The sequence below is a fragment of the Amycolatopsis sp. NPDC049253 genome, assembly GCF_040678995.1.
Taxonomy (GTDB): Bacteria; Actinomycetota; Actinomycetes; order Mycobacteriales; family Pseudonocardiaceae; genus Amycolatopsis.
The window spans coordinates 31,183-50,258 of the sequence record NZ_JBFAQX010000004.1 but is presented as its reverse complement, the minus strand read 5'-3'; the positions used below and the strand labels follow the sequence as shown (position 1 = coordinate 50,258).

General features: G+C 71.1%; 16 protein-coding genes. 5 read left to right on the top strand and 11 right to left on the bottom strand.

What is annotated here, in order from left to right; genetic code table 11:
* The first annotated feature begins 63 nt into the window (after positions 1-63).
* Both AB0K15_RS10750 and msrA read left to right on the top strand, forming a co-directional pair.
* The gene (locus tag AB0K15_RS10750; protein WP_364048112.1) at positions 64-966 is read left to right on the top strand and encodes a LysR family transcriptional regulator; all 903 of its coding nucleotides are present in this window, start codon (positions 64-66) and stop codon (positions 964-966) included.
* Positions 963-1,463, top strand: a complete 501-nt coding sequence (msrA, locus tag AB0K15_RS10745) for a peptide-methionine (S)-S-oxide reductase MsrA (RefSeq protein WP_364048110.1) — start codon at positions 963-965, stop codon at positions 1,461-1,463. Before AB0K15_RS10750 ends, msrA begins: the two co-directional genes overlap by 4 nt.
* Here msrA and AB0K15_RS10740 read toward each other — a convergent pair.
* The 3 genes from AB0K15_RS10740 to AB0K15_RS10730 form a co-directional block, all read right to left on the bottom strand.
* Positions 1,421-2,650 (bottom strand): MFS transporter, encoded by a 1,230-nt coding sequence (locus tag AB0K15_RS10740; protein ID WP_364048108.1) that lies wholly within the window; start codon positions 2,648-2,650, stop codon positions 1,421-1,423. The genes msrA and AB0K15_RS10740 overlap by 43 nt on opposite strands.
* Positions 2,651-3,017: 367 nt before the next feature.
* Positions 3,018-3,731, bottom strand: a complete 714-nt coding sequence (locus tag AB0K15_RS10735; RefSeq protein WP_364048106.1) for an alpha/beta hydrolase-fold protein — start codon at positions 3,729-3,731, stop codon at positions 3,018-3,020.
* A gap of 123 nt (positions 3,732-3,854) precedes the next feature.
* Positions 3,855-4,622 carry an SDR family oxidoreductase gene (locus AB0K15_RS10730; protein ID WP_364048104.1) on the bottom strand — a complete coding sequence of 256 codons (768 nt, stop codon included), beginning with the start codon at positions 4,620-4,622 and terminating at the stop codon, positions 3,855-3,857.
* A gap of 81 nt (positions 4,623-4,703) precedes the next feature.
* On the opposite strand from AB0K15_RS10730, the gene AB0K15_RS10725 reads away from it, so the two are divergent.
* A complete protein-coding gene (locus AB0K15_RS10725) occupies positions 4,704-5,606 on the top strand; it encodes an AraC family transcriptional regulator (RefSeq protein WP_364048102.1) in 903 nt (300 codons plus the stop codon).
* 36 nt (positions 5,607-5,642) lie between these two features.
* On the opposite strand, the gene AB0K15_RS10720 is transcribed toward AB0K15_RS10725, so the two are convergent.
* A complete protein-coding gene (locus AB0K15_RS10720; RefSeq protein WP_364048100.1) occupies positions 5,643-7,235 on the bottom strand; it encodes an APC family permease in 1,593 nt (530 codons plus the stop codon).
* Between the two features lie 342 nt (positions 7,236-7,577).
* Between AB0K15_RS10720 and AB0K15_RS10715 the strand changes: the two genes are divergently transcribed.
* Complete coding sequence (locus AB0K15_RS10715) at positions 7,578-8,609, top strand: LLM class flavin-dependent oxidoreductase (RefSeq protein ID WP_364048098.1); 1,032 nt, start codon at positions 7,578-7,580, stop codon at positions 8,607-8,609.
* 860 nt (positions 8,610-9,469) lie between these two features.
* Here the strand turns inward: AB0K15_RS10715 and AB0K15_RS10710 are convergent.
* The 3 genes from AB0K15_RS10710 to AB0K15_RS10700 are packed head-to-tail and all read right to left on the bottom strand — an operon-like array spanning position 9,470 to position 13,663.
* Positions 9,470-11,128, bottom strand: a complete 1,659-nt coding sequence (locus tag AB0K15_RS10710; RefSeq protein WP_364048096.1) for an alpha-glucosidase — start codon at positions 11,126-11,128, stop codon at positions 9,470-9,472.
* 20 nt (positions 11,129-11,148) lie between these two features.
* The gene (locus tag AB0K15_RS10705; protein WP_364048094.1) at positions 11,149-12,339 is read right to left on the bottom strand and encodes an enolase C-terminal domain-like protein; all 1,191 of its coding nucleotides are present in this window, start codon (positions 12,337-12,339) and stop codon (positions 11,149-11,151) included.
* A 1-nt stretch (position 12,340) separates the two neighbouring features.
* A complete protein-coding gene (locus AB0K15_RS10700) occupies positions 12,341-13,663 on the bottom strand; it encodes an MFS transporter (protein WP_364048092.1) in 1,323 nt (440 codons plus the stop codon).
* Positions 13,664-13,794: 131 nt separating this feature from the next.
* Here AB0K15_RS10700 and AB0K15_RS10695 point away from each other — a divergent pair, with 131 nt between their 5' ends.
* On the top strand, positions 13,795-14,829 hold the full coding sequence (locus AB0K15_RS10695) for a substrate-binding domain-containing protein (RefSeq protein ID WP_364048090.1): 1,035 nt from the start codon (positions 13,795-13,797) through the stop codon (positions 14,827-14,829).
* 43 nt (positions 14,830-14,872) lie between these two features.
* Here the strand turns inward: AB0K15_RS10695 and AB0K15_RS10690 are convergent, their stop codons facing one another.
* Genes AB0K15_RS10690 through AB0K15_RS10675 form a run of 4 tightly spaced genes read right to left on the bottom strand, consistent with a single transcriptional unit; the run spans position 14,873 to position 19,021 of the window.
* On the bottom strand, positions 14,873-15,760 hold the full coding sequence (locus tag AB0K15_RS10690; protein WP_364048088.1) for an amidohydrolase family protein: 888 nt from the start codon (positions 15,758-15,760) through the stop codon (positions 14,873-14,875).
* Positions 15,757-16,773, bottom strand: coding sequence for an amidohydrolase family protein (locus AB0K15_RS10685; protein WP_364048086.1), 1,017 nt, complete (start codon positions 16,771-16,773; stop codon positions 15,757-15,759). Before AB0K15_RS10685 ends, AB0K15_RS10690 begins: the two co-directional genes overlap by 4 nt.
* Entirely contained in the window at positions 16,770-17,663 is an 894-nt protein-coding gene (locus AB0K15_RS10680; RefSeq protein WP_364048084.1) for a DUF1932 domain-containing protein, read from the bottom strand. Before AB0K15_RS10680 ends, AB0K15_RS10685 begins: the two co-directional genes overlap by 4 nt.
* Positions 17,660-19,021 (bottom strand): MFS transporter, encoded by a 1,362-nt coding sequence (locus AB0K15_RS10675; protein WP_364048082.1) that lies wholly within the window; start codon positions 19,019-19,021, stop codon positions 17,660-17,662. The genes AB0K15_RS10680 and AB0K15_RS10675 overlap by 4 nt, the downstream gene beginning before the upstream one ends.
* Between the last annotated feature and the right edge of the window lie 55 nt (positions 19,022-19,076).

Below are 19,076 nucleotides of genomic sequence, written 5' to 3'. Positions count from 1 at the left end.
CCACCGTTCATGTCCACGTGCCGATCGTGAACGTACTGTCCTGGAATCCTGGACAATGACGGTATGGACACCCGCAGGCTGCAGTTCCTCCTCGAGCTGTCGCGGCTCGGCTCGATGCGCGCGGTCGCCGATGTGCTCGGCACCACCACGTCGACGGTGTCGCAGCAGGTCTCCGCGCTGGCCCGGGAGACGGGGGCGCCGCTGCTCGAACCGCACGGCCGGCGCGTGCGCCTGACCCCGGCCGGGCGGCGGCTGGCCGAGCACGCCGTGACGATCCTGGCCGCCGTGGAGGCCGCGCGGGCGGACCTGGACCCGCACGCGGAGCCGGCCGGCACCGTGCGGGTGGCGGGTTTCGCGACGGCGATCCGGCGTGCTCTGCTGCCGGCGGCCGACCGGCTGGCGCGGACGCATCCACGGGTGCGGCTGGTGATCAGCGAGTACGAACCCGCCGAAGCGCTCGCCCAGCTGCTGACCGACGACATCGACCTGGCGCTGATCTACGACTACGACCTCGCGCCCGCGACCACGGACCGGTCGCTCGACGTCCGTCCTCTGTGGACCGCCGCGTGGGGACTGGGCGTGCCGGCGACGGACGCGCGCCGGGTGGTGGGCGAGGGCACGCTGGCCGTGTTCGAGGCGTTCCGCGACCACGACTGGATCGGCAACTCACGCAACCGCGCCGACGAGGACGTGGTGCGCACGCTCGCGTCGATGGCCGGGTTCACCCCGCGCGTCACGCACCTGGCCGACAGCCTCGATCTCGTGGAGGACCTGATCGTCGCGGGCCCCGGCGTCGGGCTCCTGCCGGTCGCGCGCCCGACGCGCCCGGAGGTGGCGCTGCTGCCCCTGACCGGGCCCGACGTGCGGCTGCGGTCGTTCGCGGCCACCCGGCGCGGGCGGGACGCTTGGCCACCGCTCGCGCTCGTGCTCGGCCTGCTGCGGCGCCGCTACGATGGCGAACCATGAGCACGGAAAAGGCGATCCTCGCCGGCGGATGTTTCTGGGGCATGGAGGAGCTGTTCCGCCACCAGCCCGGCGTCGTGTCCACGCGCGTCGGCTACAGCGGCGGCGACACACCCAACGCCACCTACCGCAACCACGGCACCCACGCCGAGGCCATCGAGGTCCTCTACGACCCGGCCACGACCGACTTCCGGAACCTGCTCGAGTTCTTCTTCCAGGTCCACGACCCCACGACGAAGAACCGCCAGGGCAATGACATCGGGATGAGCTACCGCTCCGCGATCTACTTCACGAACGACGAGCAGAAGAAGGTCGCCGAAGACACCATCGCCGACGTCGAGGCCTCCGGCCTCTGGCCCGGCAAAGTCGTCACCGAGGTCACCCCCGCCGGCGACTTCTGGGAGGCCGAGCCCGAACACCAGAACTACCTGCAGACCTACCCCAACGGCTACACGTGTCACTTCCCGCGGCCGGGCTGGAAGCTGCCCAAGCGCGCCTGAGCGAGCTCGGCGTCGCGGAAGGCGCCGGGCGAAAGCTGCCACCACACCACCGCGGCGCCGGCCAGCTGGATCAGCGCGCTCATCACCCACACCGCGCGCAGACTCACGTGCGCGGCGACGAACCCGCCCGCGAGCGCGCCGAGCGGCGTCAGTCCCCACGCGAGCGCGCGGTGGCTGGTGAGCACGCGGCCCAGCAACGGCGACGGCGTGAAGCGCTGGCGGGAGGACTGGGAGCAGACGTTCCACACGAGCGTGGTCGCCGTGAGGAACACGAGCACCAGCCCCACGACCGGCGGCCACGGCGGCACCACAGCGATGGCGAGCTGCGCCACCACCGCGCAGCTCTGCGCCAGCCGCATCGACCACGAGTAACCCAGCCGCCGCACCACCCAGTCCACCACGAACGACGACGCGACCCAGCCGACGGCCAGGCACGCGAGCAGCCCGCCGTAGCCGACGGGGCCGAGGTGCAGCACCTGTGTCGCGAAGAGCACCAGCATCGCGTTGCCCGCGCTCGCCGCGAACGACCCCAGTGCGACGGTGATCGTGATCGACCGAAGCAGCGGCGTGCCCACCAGGTACCGCAGCCCTTCGCCGATGTCGCGCAACGGATGCGCCGGCGACTTCACCGGCGGCGCCGACGGAATCCCGCGTACCAAGGCGAACGCCACGACCGCCGCCGCCGTGGCGCCCCACGCCGGAATCCCCGCCCCGATCCCCAGCAGCACCCCCGTCGCCGGAGGGACGACGAACTGCACCAGCCCCCGGTCGATCACCTGCAGCCGCGCGTTCGCCGCCGCCAGCCGGTCGGGCCCCACGACGTCGGGCACGAGCGCGCCGCTGGCCCCGTCGCCGAACACCTGCGCCGTGGTGACCACGAACGCCACCACCGCCACCACGGGCAGGCTCAGCTCGTGGAGCGACCCGGCCACCGCGAGCGCCACGACGGCGGCGGCCAGCACGGCGTACGCCCCGGCGAGCACCGCCGTCCGGCGCACCCGGTCGATCACGACACCCGCGAACAACGACAACACCAGCCACGGCGCCTGCCCGGCCACCGTCACCAGCGAGATCTCCCGCGGGTCGGTCGTGATCGACACGGCCAGCAGCGGAATCGCCGACAGCACCAGGCCTTCCCCCGCCGACCCGAACACCGCGACCAGCTGCAACCGCCCCCACGACCCCATACCGGCGAGTCTGGTGACGGGGTCAAGTGATTTTCTTGCCGGCCAGGCGTTTCCGGCGGCGAGAAGGTGCGCACTGGCGTTGATCGACGGTCGTGAGCATCGACGAGGCGGTAGAGCAGCCCGGACAGCAGGACGACGTCCGCGCTCGCGTAAGGCCACGCGAGTGCACACCGGTCGGGGGGCCGACGTCGAGCACTCGCAGCGCCTTCCTGTTCAGCACCAGGCGCACGAGTTCATCGCGACGCAAGCGAGAATCGGGCTCAGCCCACCGGCGGCCGCGGATTCGGAGCCGTCAGGCCGCGCAGAGCCCTGGCCAGTCGACCGCACCCCGCTACCGACCACGCCAAGGCAGCTCGCGGCGCTGCCGTCAGTGTCCGAACGCCCAGGCCACCATGAGCGGGAACTCCGCGGCCCAGAACGGGCCTCCGTGCTCGCCGGCCCGTTGCGTCAGCACGACGTCCGCGCCGGACAGGGCGTCCGCCCATCGCGTCGCGTTCCTCGCGAAGAACGGCTCCAGCGTGCCCGCAACGAGGTAGCCGCGCGGCAGCGGGCTCGTCATCGCGGCAGGCGGGCGGTAGCCGGCGCCGGGCGACGCGGAGAAGACCGCGCCGTAGACGTCCGGATGCCGAAGGCCCATCGCCAGCGAGAGCTCCGCACTCGCCGACACACCGCACACCGCCGTGCGTTCGGCGGGCAAGGCGACGCCGAAGCGCGACCGCACCCATCGGCGGACGTCCCCGGTGAAGAACCTCTCGTGCGCCGCGAACCGCTCCCGGTCGAACGAGGGCGAGTACTCCCGGATGCGCACCATCTCGTCCTCGTCGGCGCTCCGGTGGACGCCGACGATCATCGTGGGCGGCACGTCGGCGGTTTCGAGGTGCCCGCCCCACCACGAGATCAGCTGGCCGTCACCGGCGAATACGACCGCCTCGGGCGGATCCGGCGGCAAGTACACCGTGACCCGCCGTCCACCGTCGTACTCGAAAATCTCGGTGACCCATTCTCCCGCCGTCCGACGCGGCAGCGGCGGTTCCGACGCTGCCGCGGGATCGGCGCCGCCCGCGGCCGCTCGATCGCCCATGACCCACCCCTCGATCTTCAGCCCCCGCCGGCCGGTCGGCGGCACCCCGCAAGGTAGACCTGGACTCCGCGAACGTCATCCGGCAAGGGCGACCCGACCGGCCGTGCGACGGGCGAAACCGGCTCAGCCCACCGGCGCCGGTGCCGTCGTGGACCAGCCGCCGTCGACGGTGAGGGTGTGGCCGGTGACGTACGACGAGGCGGGGGACGCGAAGAACAACACGGCGGCCGCGACGTCGTCCGGCTCACCGACCCGGCCCAGCGGCACGGTTTCCAGGTACTTCGCCCGGGCCGAGTCGTCGTCGACGATCCAGGCGCCGAGGGTGGTGCGGACGGCGCCGGGGCTGACGGCGTTGAAGCGGACGCCGCGGGAGCCCCACTCGGCGGCCAGCGCGCGAGTGGCGGCTTCGGCGCCGGCGCGGAGTCCACTGTAGACGGACAGGCCGGGCAGGCCCTGGTGGGCGGCGCCCGACGACAGCGTGACGACACTGCCGCCGCCGCGCGCGGCCATGCCGGCGGCGGCGAGGCCGGACAGCACGATCGGGGCACGCAGGTACACGGCCCAGGCCTCGTCGACGTCGGCGAGCTGCAGCCGGTCGGCGAAACCCGCGCCCGTGCCGTTGCCGGCGTTGTTGACGAGGACGTCGACGGGGCCTGCGGCGGCGAGGATCTCGGCCGGGGCGTCGGGGCGCGCCAGGTCCGCGGCGACCACGTCGGCGTCACCCGGGAGCTCGCGGGCCACCGCGGCCAGGGAGTCAGCGGACCGGCCGACCAGCACCACGTGCGCACCCGCCTCCGACAGCACCCGGCTCACGGCGGCGCCGATCCCCCGGCTCGCGCCGGTGACGAGGGCGGTCCTGCCGGTCAGGTCGAACAGTTCGGTGATCTTCATGTGATCCACGCTAGAACCGCCGAACCGGACGAGTGTTACCTTCGGGTCCGCAATCGTTGTCCGATCGTCCAGGAGTACCCCATGGATCCGGTGGAGGACGTGCTCACCGCGATGCGGATCGAGCAGTCGCGGTACGTGCGGATCGAGGCCGGCGCGCCGTGGGGCATCGCCTTCCACGCGCCCGAGACCACCCGCCTCGTGCTGATCGCCTCCGGTTCGTGCGTGCTCACGGGTGAGCACGTGGGCGACCCGCGCCGGCTCGCGGCGGGCGATTGCTTCGTGGTGCGCGCGGGCGCTCGGTTCACGCTCGAGGACGAGCCCGGCCGCGAGGTCGTCGAGTGCGAAACCCTGCTCGCCGAGCCGGAACGCACCGTCGCGGCGCACGGCGGGACCGGTGTACGCACCGAAATCGTGTCGGGCCGGTTCTCGTTCGACGCCACGGCAGCCGAGCCGCTGTTCGCGATGCTGCCGCCGCTGTTCCTGCTCGACCTGCACGGCGAAGCCGGGGAGCAGCTGCGCGCGACGTTCGACCTGCTCGCCCGCGAGGAGGCCGGCGCGGGCCTCGGTTCCCGGCTCGTGACCAGCCGGCTCGCGGACGTGCTGTTCATCCAGGCCGTCCGCGCGTTCTGCGACAGCGGAGCCGGCAACCTGGGCTGGCTCGCCGCCCAGTGCGACCCGCGCCTCGCCGCCGCCACGCGCGCGCTGCACGCCGACCTCGCGCGCCCGTGGACCGTCGAGGCGATGGCCCGCGAAGCCGGCCTCTCGCGCTCGACGTTCGCGGCCGCGTTCCGGGCCGTGGTCGGCGAGACCCCGCTGGGCTACCTCACGTCGTGGCGGCTGCACCAGGCCAAGCGGCTCCTGCGCGAGACCGATCTCAGCGTCGCGCAGATCGCCGCTCGGGTGGGGTACGAGTCCAACGCCGCGCTCACCCGGGTGTTCAGCCGCCGCGAAGGCACGACGCCCGGTGCGTGGCGGCGCCGGTGACCGGTCTCCCGCCGGGGAAACCGGTCACCCGCGAGATCACTGCACGGCCAGCTCCAGCGACTCCCGCTCGACCGCCGCCTTCACCTTGTCGCTGTCCACCGCGACGTTCACGGCCCAGTAGAACACCGCCAGGCTGAACACGATCACCACCAGCAGATCGATCCACTCCGGCAGGGCGCTGATGTTGCCCGACTCGCCGTAGCGGCCGAGGTACCCGATCAGCACGTGCCCGGCGAGCCACGGCGCGATCCACTGCGCGGCCTTCCAGTCGATCGGGATCAGTTCCAGCTTGGAGCTCGTCGCGCGCGCGATGAGGAACAACACGAAGCCGATCACCACGGCGATCATGATCTTCCACGTGATGTCGAAGCCACCCCAGTAGATGATCAGGTTCGCGGCCACGAACCCCGCGGGCGCCAGCACCTTCGGCATCGGCGCGCGGTACGGGCGCGGGCGGTCCGGGTCGCGCCTGCGCAGCGCGATCATCGAGATCGGGGCGAACGCGTACATCAGCGCGGTGGCCGAGGTGATCACGCTGACCAGCGACTGCCAGCTCGGGAACGGCAGGAACGCGATCTCGCCGACCACGAACGACAGCCCGATCGACCACACCGGCACCCCGCGCACGTTGAGCTTGCCCAGGCCCTTCGGCAGCGTGCGCTCCCGGCCCATCGCGTACGCCAGGCGCGCCGACGTGCCGAGGTAGAGCATGCCCGTGCCGGCGGGGGAGACGAAGGCGTCGGCGTAGAGCACGTACGACAGCCAACCCGCGCCGGCCAGGGTTGCCAGCGTGGCGTAGGGGCCGAAGGAGCCTTGCGCGATCGGGTTGTCCCAGCCCTTGAGCAGCGCGGCCGGGTCGAGCGCGCCGATGAACGCGACCTCCAGCAGCAAGTAGACGATCGTGCCGATCACCATCGCGACGATGATCGCGCGCGACAGGTCCTTCTGCGGGTCGCGCGCCTCGCCGCCGACCTGCACGGCCTGTTCGAAGCCCTGCAACGCGAACACCACACCGACCGGCAGCGCCGCGAAGATGCCGTGGGCGCCGTGCGGGGCGAAGCCGCCGCCCGCGGTGAAGTTGCCCGGGTGGAACCGCAGCGACAGCAGCACGACCACGGTCAGCACCGGCACGGCGGTCTTCCAGATCACCGTCGCCGAATTGCTTTCCGACAGCAATTTCACGCCGACGAGGTTGATGAGCGTGAAGAGCGCCATCAGCAGCGTCGCCCAGCCGAATCCGCTCGCGGTGAGCGTGCCCGAGGGACTCAGCAGATTCAGGTGTTCTTTGATCCAGGTGACGTTGTCGAGGTATTCGAGACTCGCCTCGACCTCCACCGGCGCGAGCGCCACCGCCTGCAGCCACGCCACCCAGCCGCCGACGAACCCGCCGAGCACTCCGTACGCGAGCGCGGGGTACCGGGCCGTGCCGCCGGCGACCGGGTAGGCCGCGCCGAGCTCCGCGTGGACCAGGGCGAGCGTGGCCATGATGATCGCGGTGAGCACCCACGAAACGAGCGACGCGGGGCCCGCGACCTTCGCCGCCTTGAGCGCGCCGAGCAGCCAGCCGGAGCCGATGATCGAGCCGAGCGAGACGAACATCAGGCCGTAGAAACCGACCGATCTGCGCATTCTCGGCGAAGTGCCCGTGGATGCGGTTTTCTGGGCGGGTTCAACCATGGATGAGCCTCGATCCGAATGTTCGGGAACTTTGTCCGAATGATTCGCGCCAGTACCTGTTTTCAGGGTTTAGGGCAAGCCTCCGAATGCTTTTCTGACGCGATCACAACGCGCGATTCTGGCGTGCGCACCGCCGGAGTGGAACCTCCGCCCCGTTACAAGTTAGTTTCGGTCGGGGAAATCGGACTTCCCGTGAGATACCGACGAAGTGCTCCAGACCACACCGGTACCGGAACAATCCCGGCGGTGCCGAGGTTGATCTCCGGCAAGGACCCGGAGCCAGGAGGAACTGCCGTGCCGATCACCTCGGAACCGTTGCGCAAGCTGGGCTTCCTCACGATCGGGCTGTTCGACGAGGCCGCTCCCGCCGCCGGTCACGAGTCGACGCTGCAGGTCATCCAGCTCGGCGAGGAGCTCGGTTTCGACAGCGCGTGGGTGCGCCACCGGCACCTGCAGTTCGGCATCTCGTCGCCCATCGCGGTGCTGGCCGCCGCGACGCAGCGCACGAGCCGCATCGAGCTGGGCACCGCCGTGATCCCCCTCGGCTGGGAGAACCCGCTGCGCCTCGCCGAAGACCTCGCCACGGTCGACGTGCTGTCCGGCGGGCGCCTCAACCCGGGCTTGAGCGTCGGCGAGCCGCGCCACTACGACCACCTCGCGCCCGCGCTCTACCCCGACACCGCGGCGGCCGAGGACTTCAGCTACCAGCGCGTGGAACGCCTCCTGGGTTTCATCCGCGGCGAGAAGGCCACGGACTTCAGCGGCACCGAGGGCATCGAGGAGTACTCGCCCCGCGTCCAGCCGTACTCCCCTGGTCTCACCGACCGCCTCTGGTACGGCAGCGGCGGCACCCGCTCCGCCCGCTGGGCCGGCGAGCACCGCATGAACTTGCTGGCCAGCAGCGTCGTGCGGGTCGAGGGCCCCGACGCGACGGAGATCGACTTCGCCGCCATCCAGGCCGCGCAGATCCGCGAGTTCCGCGCCCACCACCCCCTCGGCGCCGACGCCCGCGTGTCCCAGGGCCTGGTCGTGATCCCCACCGACAGCGCGAGCCCCGAGCAGCGGGCGAAGTACGAGGCGTACGCCGCTTCCCGCCTGCCCCGCGTCGGCAAAGCCCACGGCCCCGCCCGCATGACCTTCGCGGAGGACCTGGTGGGCCCCTCGGCCTTCATCGCCGAGCGGCTCTACGCGGATGCCGCGTTCCGCGAGGTGTCGGAGGTCGCGTTCGCGCTTCCGTTCACCTTCGAGCATGCCGACTACGTGCAGATCCTGACGGACATCGCCACCCGGCTGGGCCCTGAGCTGGGCTGGAAACCGGCCGTCTGATCTTCGGCGGGAGCTCGCTCACAGGGGTGAGTTGCGGCCGGGACAACCCCGCGCGAGACCGCCCGCGGCTCACCCTGCGCGATGCCCCGTCGCGCACCGTGCGGGCACTGCTGGGTGTCGCCCACCCGGCAACCCGGGCGACAGAACCACCGAACAGCCCGCGCCGCGGCACCCTCGTGGTCAGCGTGGCCGACGATGCGGCGCCCCGATTCTTCCGTGCGCTGCTGGCTCCTCTCGAACCGGATGAAGGCCGCGATGGCGTTCCCCGGGTTGCGCATCAACTTCACCGGGCCGCACCTCGAGCTCCGGTTGCTCGATGTCGACGGCCGGGTCACCCCCCGCCGCGTCGTGGTCCGTGACATCGGAGAACACGACTGGGCACAGATTCGGTGCTCTCGCTGGTCGAAGATCTGTGCGACCCCGTGGCCGGGATTCTCGGGGAAAGCGTCGTTCTCGATGGGACACGAGGACCGGTCAAGCCTTCGGCGACATTCGTGCGAATCGTCGACCACAGCCCGACTCCGGACAGGTTCGTCGGCCGGCTGCGCGGCCAGGGCGAGCCCCCTGCGCTCGCTCTGCGCACCGTCGGCCGGCCGGGCGCGGCGGCGAACCGGTGACCACCGTTCCCCGAAACACCGACCGCCTCACCTTCCTGCAGCTGCTCGACCGGGTCCTCGCCTCCGACGAGCGCACTGGGCGCGCGGGCGCTGGTCCGGACCGTTTCGCTTTCCGTCGCCGCCCTGCACTCGTCTCGCGCTGCTCACGGTCAGCCTCGGTTCGACCGGGTTCGTCCGCCTCGCGACCGGTGTCGTTGCCTTGCCGGGTGCGGCGGCCGGGAGCGTCGCCGCCGTGGTGCGGCGTCAGCGGCGGAAGACGACGGCTTCCCAAGGGCGCAGCTGCTCTCCCACCGACACCGACCCCGGGTAGTTGCCCAGCACCAGCGACGCGCCGGACCAACCGTCCACAGCGGACGAAGGCACGTCCAGCGGCGAACCCGACCAGTTGGCCAGCACCAGCAGCCCGTGGTCACCGTCGACCCGCGTGAACGCGAACAACCGCGGATGATCGGGTTCCAGCAACGCGTACCGGCCCGAAACCACCAGCGGCTCCGCGTGACGCAGCGCGATCAACCGGCGGTAGTGCGAAAACACCGAAGCCGGATCGTCCACTTGCGACGCGGCATTGATCGTCACGTGGTTCGGGTTCACCCGGAGCCAGGGCGTACCCGAAGTGAAGCCGGCCGAAGAGGATGCGTCCCACTGCATCGGGGTGCGGGCGTTGTCGCGGGAGCGTGCGCGAAGGGCCGCCAGAACCGCCGCGGGAGACTGGCCCAGCGGACCGGTCGCCTCGAAGTAGTGGTTGCGGGACTGGATGTCGGCGAAGTCGTCGATCGAGGAGAACGGCACGTTGGTCATGCCGAGTTCCTCGCCCTGGTACACGTAGGGCGTGCCGCGGTGCAGGTGGAGGACGGTGGCCAGCGCTTTGGCCGACACAGAGCGCAGATCGCCGTCGTCGCCCCAGCGGGAGACGATGCGGGGCTGGTCGTGGTTGTTCCAGTAGAGGCTGTTCCAGCCGCGGTCGGCCAGACCCACCTGCCAGCGGGCGAGAGTGCGCTTCAGGGCCACCAGGTCGAACGGCCGCACGTCCCACTTGGAATGGCCCTGGTCGAGCTCCACGTGGTCGAACTGGAACACCATGTCGAGCTCGCGGCGCTCCGGATCGGTGAGCAGCTGCGCGTCGGAAACGGATGTACCGGGCGTCTCGCCGACCGTCAGGAGCCGGTCGGCGCGGCCGGCGAAGACTTCGCGGTACATCTCCTGCAGGAACTCGTGCAGGCGGGGACCGTTGGCGTACAAGGATTCCGCTTCGCCGTAGAGGTCGCCCGCGACCACGGGCGCGTCGGGCAGGGAAACGGGCTTCGCGATGAAGTTGACGACGTCCATGCGGAACCCGTCGACGCCGCGGTCGAGCCACCACCGCATCATCCGGTGGATCTCCCGGCGCATCTCCCCGTTCTCCCAGTTGAGATCCGGCTGCTTGCGCGAGAACAGGTGCAGGTAGTACTCCCCCGAATCCGGGTCCTGCTCCCAGGCCGGGCCCGAGAAGCGCGAGCCCCAGTTGTTGGGCTCGCGGCGCCACCAGTACCAGTCGTGCCGGGGGCTCGCGGGGTCGCGCGACTCGACGAACCACGGGTGCTCGTCGGACGTGTGGTTCACGACGAGGTCCATCACCACGCGGATGTCGCGCGCGTGCGCTTCGGCCAGCAGCTCGTCGAAGTCGGCGAGCGTGCCGAACACCGGGTCGATGCCGTAGTAGTCGCTGATGTCGTAGCCGTTGTCGTCCTGCGGCGACGGGTACACCGGCGAAAGCCACACCACGTCGACGCCCAGCGTGCTCAGGTGGTCGAGCCTGCCGATGATGCCGCGCAGGTCGCCGATGCCGTCGCCGTTCGAGTCGGCGAAGCTGCGCGGGTAGATCTGGTACACGGTGGCCGTCTGCCACCAGCGAGGCGTGTTCATTCCCCTGCTTTCCCGATAGCTCAAGCGAAAACGACGTCGTCGGCCTCGGCGCGGGCCGGGTCGAGCTCCATGCCCAGCCCCGGCGCGTGCGACGGAGTCAGCACCCCGCCGACCGGGTTCACCGGTGAAGCCAGGAACAGCTGGTGCACCTGGTTCCACTTCACCAGATCCTCCTGGTACGGCGTGTGGGCCGGCGACTGCGTCAGCGAGAAGTGCAGCGTCGCCGGCGCGGAGTGGCCGTGCGGGATCACCTGGAGGTCGTGGGCCGTGCCGTAGGCCGCGATCTTCAGCGCCTCGGAAAGCCCGCCGCACCAATACAGATCGGGCTGCAGCACGTCCAGGGCGCCGGCGTCCACGAACCGCCGGAAGCCCCACCGCGTGTACTCGTGCTCCGCCCCGGCGAGCGGCACCGCCAGCCGCTGCCGCAGCAGCGCGTACCCGTCGATCCGGTCCGGCATCACCACTTCCTCGAGCCACCGCGGCCGGAACTCGGCGATCCGCGAAGCCAGCTCCGTCACGTAGGTGACGTCCATCGACTGCCAGCAGTCGAACATCAGGTCGTAGTCCTCGCCGACGGCCTCGCGCAGCGTCCGTACGAGAGCGACGTTCGCGCGCAGCCCCTCGTACCCGCTCGCCGGGCCGTGGCGGAAGAACCACTTCTGCGCCCGATACCCGCGATCACGGAACTCCACCGCCCGCTCGCGCACGCGATCGAGATCCTGCACCGAGAAGCCGAGCATCGACGCGTACGCGGGCACCTCGTCGCGCGTCGGCCCGCCGAGCAGGCGGTGTACCGGCTGCCCGAGCCACTTGCCGCGCAGGTCCCACAACGCGTTGTCCACCGCGCTGATCGCCAGCATCGGCTGGCCGCCGCGGCCGTGCACCTGCGCGCGGTGCAGCTGATCCCACAGCTGCTCGCCCGCGATCGGGTCGCGGCCGAGCAGCAGCGGCCGCAGCTCGTGCGCCACCAGCCACGCCACCGTCTCCGGCACGGGCCCGGCGCGCCCGACCAGGCCCTCGTCGGTCTCGATCTCCACGAAGTACGTGGAGATCTCGAACCCGCCGGGCCGCTGCACGCCGCCCTCGTGGTCGTCGCGGGTGCGGTACTCGGGGTAGACGTCGAGGGGGCGAACCAGCCGTTCCTCCCACAGGTCGCCGTCGGTCGGCAGCACACCCTTCAGCCGCCGCAACCGCACTTCGGCGATGCGCACGTCAGACCTCCTGCTTCGGCGCCGAAACGGAAACCACGGCCTGCCGCTCGGGCCGCCAGACCAGCAGGATCACCGTGACCGCCAGGATCGCGACCACCGCCATCGCCGCGAGCCACAGCAATCCGCCGTCGAAGCTGCCGGTCTTCGCGTCGATCGCCCCGATCACCGCCGGGTTCACGACGCTCGAAAGGTTGCCCAGCGCGTTGATCAACGCGATGCCGCCCGCGGCCGCCGCCCCGGTGAGAATCGCCGTCGGCAGGCCCCAGAACGTCGGCAGCACCCCGAACACGCCGAACGCGGCCACGCACAGCGCCACGAGCTTCACCACCGGTGCGTCGAACAGCGCCGACGCGACGAGCCCGACGAGCGACACGCCGAGCGCGACGTACAGGCTCGTCGCCCTCAGCCCCGGCCGGTCGGCCAGGCGCCCGAGCACCAGCATGCCGATGAGCCCGAACACGTACGGAATCGCGGCGACGAACGTGGTCGCGGTGTTCCCGAGCCCGAACGGCTTGAGGATCTGCGGCAGGAACGTGGACACCGCGCCGTTGAGGTTCGTCAGGCCGTAGTACGCGACGGCGAACATCAGCACCTTCGGGCTCAGCAACGTCTTCAGCACCTTGCGCCGGGTGCTGCCGCGCGTGCCCAGCGCCTCGCGTTCGGCGGCCTCGCGCGCGAGAGTGCCGACGAGCCAGGCGCGTTCCTCCTCGTCGAGGAACTTCGCCTTGTCCGGGCTCTTGGGCAGCAGCCACGGCATCATGATCCCCATCAGCACGGCGGGCACACCCTCGATCAGGTACACCCACTGCCACCCGTGCAGGCCGAGCCAACCCTCGAGGTCGAGGATCAGCCCCGACAGCGGCGTGCCGATGATCAGGGCCACCGGGATGCCGGCGGTGAACGTCGCCATGATGCGGCCGCGGTGCGCGGCCGGGAACCACAGCGTCAGGTAGAAGATCACACCCGGGAAGAAGCCGGCTTCGGCCGCACCGAGCAAGGCGCGCGCGACGTAGAGGCTCGGCACGTCCCACACCAGCGCGTGGGCGGCGGAGATGATCCCCCAGGTCACGAGGATGCGCGCGATCCACCAGCGAGCCCCGAACTTGGCCATCGCGAGGTTCGAGGGCACCTCGAGCAGCACGTAGGGCACGAAGAACACGCTCGCGGCGAACCCGAACGCGGCGGCCCCGATCCCCAGGTCGGCGTTCATCGTGAGCGCGGCGACCCCCAGGTTCGCGCGGTCGATGATCGCCAGGAAGTAGCCGATGATCAAGACTGGCAGCAGTCTCAGCGACAGCTTCCGCACCACACGTGACTCGAGCATGGATCCTCCGCCCACGAGCAACCGGACGCCTCGGCGCGTCCACCGGAAACGTTACCGGAAACGTTTCCGGGGCGCCAGTGGGTGATCGACCCGCGATACTGTGAGCGACAACCTGAAGGGATGGGGGACGCATGGGCCGGGTCGGGATCCGGGAGCTCGCGGCCGAGCTCGGCATGTCGATCAGCACCGTGTCGCGCGCGATGAACTCCCGCGGCGAGGTCAGCGAGGCCACGCGCGAGCGCGTCCGCTCGGCCGCGGAGCGCCTCGGCTACCAGCCGAACCAGTCCGGCCGCACGCTGCGCCGCGGCGCGACCGGCACCGTCGCGCTCGTGATGCAGACCAACACCGCGCGCACCGCGATGGGCGAGACGTTCTACTTCAGCGTCTGCGACGGCCTGCAGCAGGAGCTCTCGAAACGGTCGATGGACTTGGTGCTGCTGCCGGTCGGCCCGGCCAAGGACCCCTACCGGTACCTGGTCAACGCCGTCGACCGGCACATCGCCGACGCGTACGTCATCTCCAACACCCACCGCGTCGACCGGCGGGTGGAGCTGCTGACCGAGCGCGGCGTGCCGTTCGTGGCGCTCGGCCGCGGCGGGCCCGAGGGCCACGCGTGGCTCGACCTGGACTTCGAGGGCGTCGCGGCGGAGACGGTGGAGCGGCTCGTGGCCGCCGGGCACACGCGGATCGCGCTGGCCTCCGACGACGGAGACGTGAACAGCACCTGGGAGTACACGCGCGGCTGCCGGCAGGCGCTGGCCGCTCACGGACTCGAGCCCGCCGCCGAGATCCGCCTGCCCGACACCCCCGAGGGCGGCGGGTTGCTGGCCGAACGCCTGCTGGCGATGGCGCCGGCGCCGACGGCCGTGATGCTGGCGCAGGAGACGCTCGCGCTCGGGCTCTACCGGCGCTTCGCCGAGGCCGGCGTGCGGCCGGGCGTCGACCTGGCCGTGGTGGGGTTCCGCAAGAACCCGGTATGCGACTACCTCGTGCCGGCGCTGACCACGTTCGCGGTCTCGCTGGAGGCGTACGGGCGGCGGCTCGGCGAGATCGTGCTCGCCCGCGTCGCGTCGGCGAAGGACCCGGTGCAGGAGGTCTGGCCGATGACGATCTCCCCCGGCGACAGCGACACCGCTCCCCCGCGCGTCGCCGAGCGGCTGGGCTGAGCCGGACCGTCCACTTCGGACGGCCCGGCTCAGTCTGCCGTCTTCAGTCTGCCCAGTACAGCCGCATCGGGTTGTCCACCAACAGCTTCTGCCGAGCCTCGGCGCTCGGCGCGATGCGGGGCACGAAGTCGACCAGCGTGCCGTCGTCGGGCATGTGGCTCTTCATGTTGGGGTGCGGCCAGTCCGTGCCCCACAGGACGCGGTCCGGGAACTCCTCCACGAGCGCGCGGCCGAAGGGCACCACGTCGTCGTAGGGCGGGCCGGCCACCGTCAGGCGTTCCGGGCCGGTGACCTTGACGTGGAAGTTCGGGTGCTCGCGCAGCAGGGTGCGGAAGCGGCCGAACTCCGGCCCGTCGACGGGTTTCGTGACGTCGGGGCGGCCCATGTGGTCCACGAGGACCGTGGTCGGCAGCGAGGTGAAGAGGTTCCACTTCTCGGCGAGGTCGGCGGCCTCGAAGTACACGACGATGTGCCAGCCCAGTGGCGCGATCCGCGCGACCAGGTCGTGGTAGTACGCGTCGGGCTTCGGGTCCACGAGCCGGCGGACGAAGTTCAGCCGGATGCCGCGGACGCCGGCCGCGTGCAGCCGGGCGAGCTCCTCGTCGGACTCGGTGCCGCGGATCGTCGCGATCCCGCGGGAGCGCTCGCCCGCCGCGCCGAGGGCGTCGACCAGTGCGCTGTTGTCGGCACCGTGGCAGGTCGCCTGCACGATCACCTGGCGGTCGATGCCCAGGAAGTCGCGCAGGGCGAACAGCTGCTCCTTGCCGGCGTCGGTCGGCGTGTACTTGCGCTCCGGCGCGTAGGGGAACACGTCACCCGGGCCGAACACGTGCGTGTGCACGTCGACGGTGCCGGGCGGCAGCACGAAGGCCGGCTTCGACGGGTCCGGGTCGTAGGAGAGCCAGCCGGGGTCGGCCGTGAACGCGCTCACACGCCCCTCGCCTTCAGCGCCTGGTCCAGGCGCGGGTAGACACGGCGCACGTTGCCCTCGTACACCTTCGTCTTGTCCTCATCGGACAGTCCGAGCGCGTCGACGTAGCGGCGGGTGTCGTCGAAGTGGTGCCCGGTGCGCGAGTCGATGCCCCGCACGGCGCCGACCATCTCCGAGCCGAACAGCACGTTGTCCACGTTGATCACGTCGAACAGCAGGTTGATGCCCGGCTGGTGGTACACGCAGGTGTCGAAGAAGACGTTCGGCAGCACACCCTCGTCGGGCTCGGGGCGGCCGAGCATGTCGGCGAGCCCGCGGTAGCGGCCCCAGTGGTAGGGCACCGCTCCCCCGCCGTGGGGGATCACGAAGCGCAGGTCCGGGAAGTCGGTGAACAGGTCCGACTGCAGGAACTGCATGAACGCGGTGGTGTCCGCGTTGAGATAGTGCGCGCCGGTGGCGTGGAAGCTCGGGTTGTCCGAGGCCGACACGTGCACCATGGCCGGCACGTCGAGCTCCACCATGGCCTCGTAGAACGGGTACCAGCTCTTGTCCGTGAGCGGCGGCGCGGTCCAGTGCCCGCCGCTCGGGTCGGGGTTGAGGTTGCAGCCCACGAACCCGAGCTCCTCCACGCAGCGGCGCAGCTCGGCCACCGAGTGCTCCACCGGCACGCCCGGCGACTGCGGCAGCTGGCAGACGCCGATGAACTTCTCGGGGTAGAGCGTGGTGACGCGGTGGACGAGGTCGTTGTTCACCCGCGCCCACTCGGTGCTCACGGCCTCGTCGCCGATGTGGTGGCCCATCGCCGAAGCGCGCGGCGAGAACACCGTGAGGTCCACGCCGCGGTCGGCCATCAGGCCGAGCTGGCCCTGCACCGATTCGCGCAGCTCGTCGTCGCCGATCTCCGGGTATGCCGGGGCGGCGGTGCCCGCGCCGTACGCGGCGCGCTGCGCGTCCCGCCAGCTCGTGTGGGCCGCGGGCACGGTCGTGTAGTGGCCGTGACAGTCGATGATCACTCGGTGTCGCCTTTCCGGTCTTCTTCGGACATTCGCGTGCGGACCGCGTCGAGCAGCGGGAGCAGCCGCTTCTCCAGCTCGCCCAGGTCCGCGGGGCGGTGGGCCGCCGCCCAGTCCTGGCGGCGCGCGATCGCCTCCGCCATCACGGGCTCGACGCCGGTCTCGGCCACGGTCACCGCGGCCTCCCGCAGCTCCTCGGCGCGGCGGACACCGTGCTCCAGCGAGCGGGAGATCATGTACGCGGCGAGCTGCTCCCAGTCGTCGGAGGGCAGCAGGTTGGACAGGGAGCCGAGCACACGCCCCTCGACGCCCCATTCGCGCGCGGCGAGCAGCGACTCGGCCAGCAGTGCCTCCACGCCCTTGATCACCACGGAGCGGCACAGCTTGGTCGCGGCCGCGCGGCCCACGACGTCGGCGTAGACCTCCATCCCGGTGAACCCGAGCGGCCGAGCGAACTCCGCGAACTCGGCGGCGTGCGGGCCGCCGAGCAGCATCGGCGCGGCGAGGCGCTTGGGGTTGATGGGCGACATCACGGCGGCCTCGACGTAGCGTCCGCCGGCCTTCTCGATCACCTCGGCCGAGGCTTGCTTCTGGCCGGGTGCCGCGGAGTTGAGGTCGAGGAACCAGCAGCCCGCGCGCAGCCCGTCGGCGATCGACTTCGCCGCCGTGAGGTCGTTGGCCGCGGTCACGGCGCTGATCACCAGATCGGCTTCGCGGACGGCGTCGTGCGCGTCCACAGCGGACCCCAGCCCGAACCGTTCCGCGTTGCGCGCGGCGGCGCTCGCCGGATCCGCCAGCGCCACGTCCCACGCGGTGAGCTCCACCCCGGTAAGGTCTTCCGCGAGCACGGCACCCACCTCACCGAGGCCCAGCAGTGTCGTGGTCGTCATGCGCTCACCGGCCTCGCCTGCGGCTGGCCCGCGGTCGCGGCGCCGAGGTCGACGTCCTTGGTCTCCGGGCCGAGCAGCGAGCCGACGAGCACCAGCGCGCCACCGAGCACCAGCAGGGCCGCGGCGGTGAGGCCCGACGGCATGATGTGCCCGAGCCAGTCCTGGTAGTAGGCGTAGAACGACGTCAGGATCAGCGGCATGCTGTAGCCGAGGCCGAACCCGCTGCCGCGCACGGCGGGCGGGAAGCGCTCGCACAGGTACGACGGCGTGACGGCAAACGTGCTGCCGCCCGAAATCCGGATCACGAACGTGAGCAGCAGCACCGCGCCGAAGCCGGACCACCAGCCGAAGCTGATCGTGGCGAACGCGGCCGCGCAGACCACGCCGATGCCGACACCGGACCACGCGAGGAACTTGCGCCGGCCGATCTTCTCCGACCACGCCCCCAGGAACGGGAACAGCACGGAGTGGATCGCCTGCACGATCACGAGCGCGGCCGTGACCTGCGTCGCCGACACGTGCGCCTGGTACTGCAGGGCGCTGGGCAGCAGGCCGGAGGCGAGGTTCGAGGCGAACCAGATGCCGCTCATGATCACGAACACCTGCAGGAACTGCTTGCGCGAGGAACCCACGAGCACGTCGCGGATCGGCGTGCGCGACTTCTTCGCCGACTTCCACGTCTCGGACTCCTCGACGGTGCGCGAGAAGTACCAGCAGAACACCGCACACAGCAGCGCGCCCACGAGGAACGGCACCCGCCAGCCCCACTGCGAGTAGGCCGAGTTCACCCCGCCCGAGGGTGCGATGCGCAGCATCACGAACGTCACCAGCGAAATGGCGCAGTACGAGATCGGGAAGCCCATGCCCACGAGGCCGCCGTACCAGCCGCGCTTGCCGGTCGGGGCCGCCTCCATGGCGAGCGGCGTGGCGCCGGTGTACTCGCCGCCGAGGAACACACCGTCGATCAGGCGCAGCACCACCATGAGCACCACGCCGAGCAGGCCCACGGCGTGGTAGCCGGGCAGCAGCGCGATGAGCAGCGTGCAGATGCCGCACCCGGTGATCGACCACAGTGTCACGCGGCGGCGCCCGACCTTGTCGGCGAGGCGCCCGAAGATCATCGAGCCCAGCGGGCGGCCGATGAGGGTGGCCACGAAGATCAGCGACGTGATCACGGCCCGGCTGCCCGCGGACACCGAGGGCGGGAGGAAGTAGTTCATCGCGGGCGTCAGCGCGACCACCGGCAGGTACACGTCGAACATGTCGACGAAGAAGCCGAAGGAAGCGCCGATGACGGCGTTGCGGGTCGAAGTCTTGGCCCCCGAGGCGGCGGGCGGTGACGTGGCCGGTCCGGTCATCGTCGTGATCATCTCCTGTCGTGCCGGGCGCGTCTTCGCGGCCGGGGTGGTCCGG

What these genes read in the sequence shown, in the direction of transcription:
- AB0K15_RS10750 (WP_364048112.1), top strand. Translation starts at nt 64, where the DNA reads ATGGACACCCGCAGGCTGCAGTTCCTCCTCGAGCTGTCGCGGCTCGGC.
- msrA (WP_364048110.1), top strand. Translation starts at nt 963, where the DNA reads ATGAGCACGGAAAAGGCGATCCTCGCCGGCGGATGTTTCTGGGGCATG.
- AB0K15_RS10730 (WP_364048104.1), bottom strand. Translation starts at nt 4,622, where the DNA reads ATGAAGATCACCGAACTGTTCGACCTGACCGGCAGGACCGCCCTCGTC.
- AB0K15_RS10695 (WP_364048090.1), top strand. Translation starts at nt 13,795, where the DNA reads ATGGGCCGGGTCGGGATCCGGGAGCTCGCGGCCGAGCTCGGCATGTCG.
- AB0K15_RS10700 (WP_364048092.1), bottom strand. Translation starts at nt 13,663, where the DNA reads ATGCTCGAGTCACGTGTGGTGCGGAAGCTGTCGCTGAGACTGCTGCCA.
- AB0K15_RS10725 (WP_364048102.1), top strand. Translation starts at nt 4,704, where the DNA reads ATGGATCCGGTGGAGGACGTGCTCACCGCGATGCGGATCGAGCAGTCG.
- AB0K15_RS10740 (WP_364048108.1), bottom strand. Translation starts at nt 2,650, where the DNA reads ATGGGGTCGTGGGGGCGGTTGCAGCTGGTCGCGGTGTTCGGGTCGGCG.
- AB0K15_RS10735 (WP_364048106.1), bottom strand. Translation starts at nt 3,731, where the DNA reads ATGGGCGATCGAGCGGCCGCGGGCGGCGCCGATCCCGCGGCAGCGTCG.
- AB0K15_RS10675 (WP_364048082.1), bottom strand. Translation starts at nt 19,021, where the DNA reads ATGACCGGACCGGCCACGTCACCGCCCGCCGCCTCGGGGGCCAAGACT.
- AB0K15_RS10710 (WP_364048096.1), bottom strand. Translation starts at nt 11,128, where the DNA reads ATGAACACGCCTCGCTGGTGGCAGACGGCCACCGTGTACCAGATCTAC.
- AB0K15_RS10720 (WP_364048100.1), bottom strand. Translation starts at nt 7,235, where the DNA reads ATGCGCAGATCGGTCGGTTTCTACGGCCTGATGTTCGTCTCGCTCGGC.
- AB0K15_RS10680 (WP_364048084.1), bottom strand. Translation starts at nt 17,663, where the DNA reads ATGACGACCACGACACTGCTGGGCCTCGGTGAGGTGGGTGCCGTGCTC.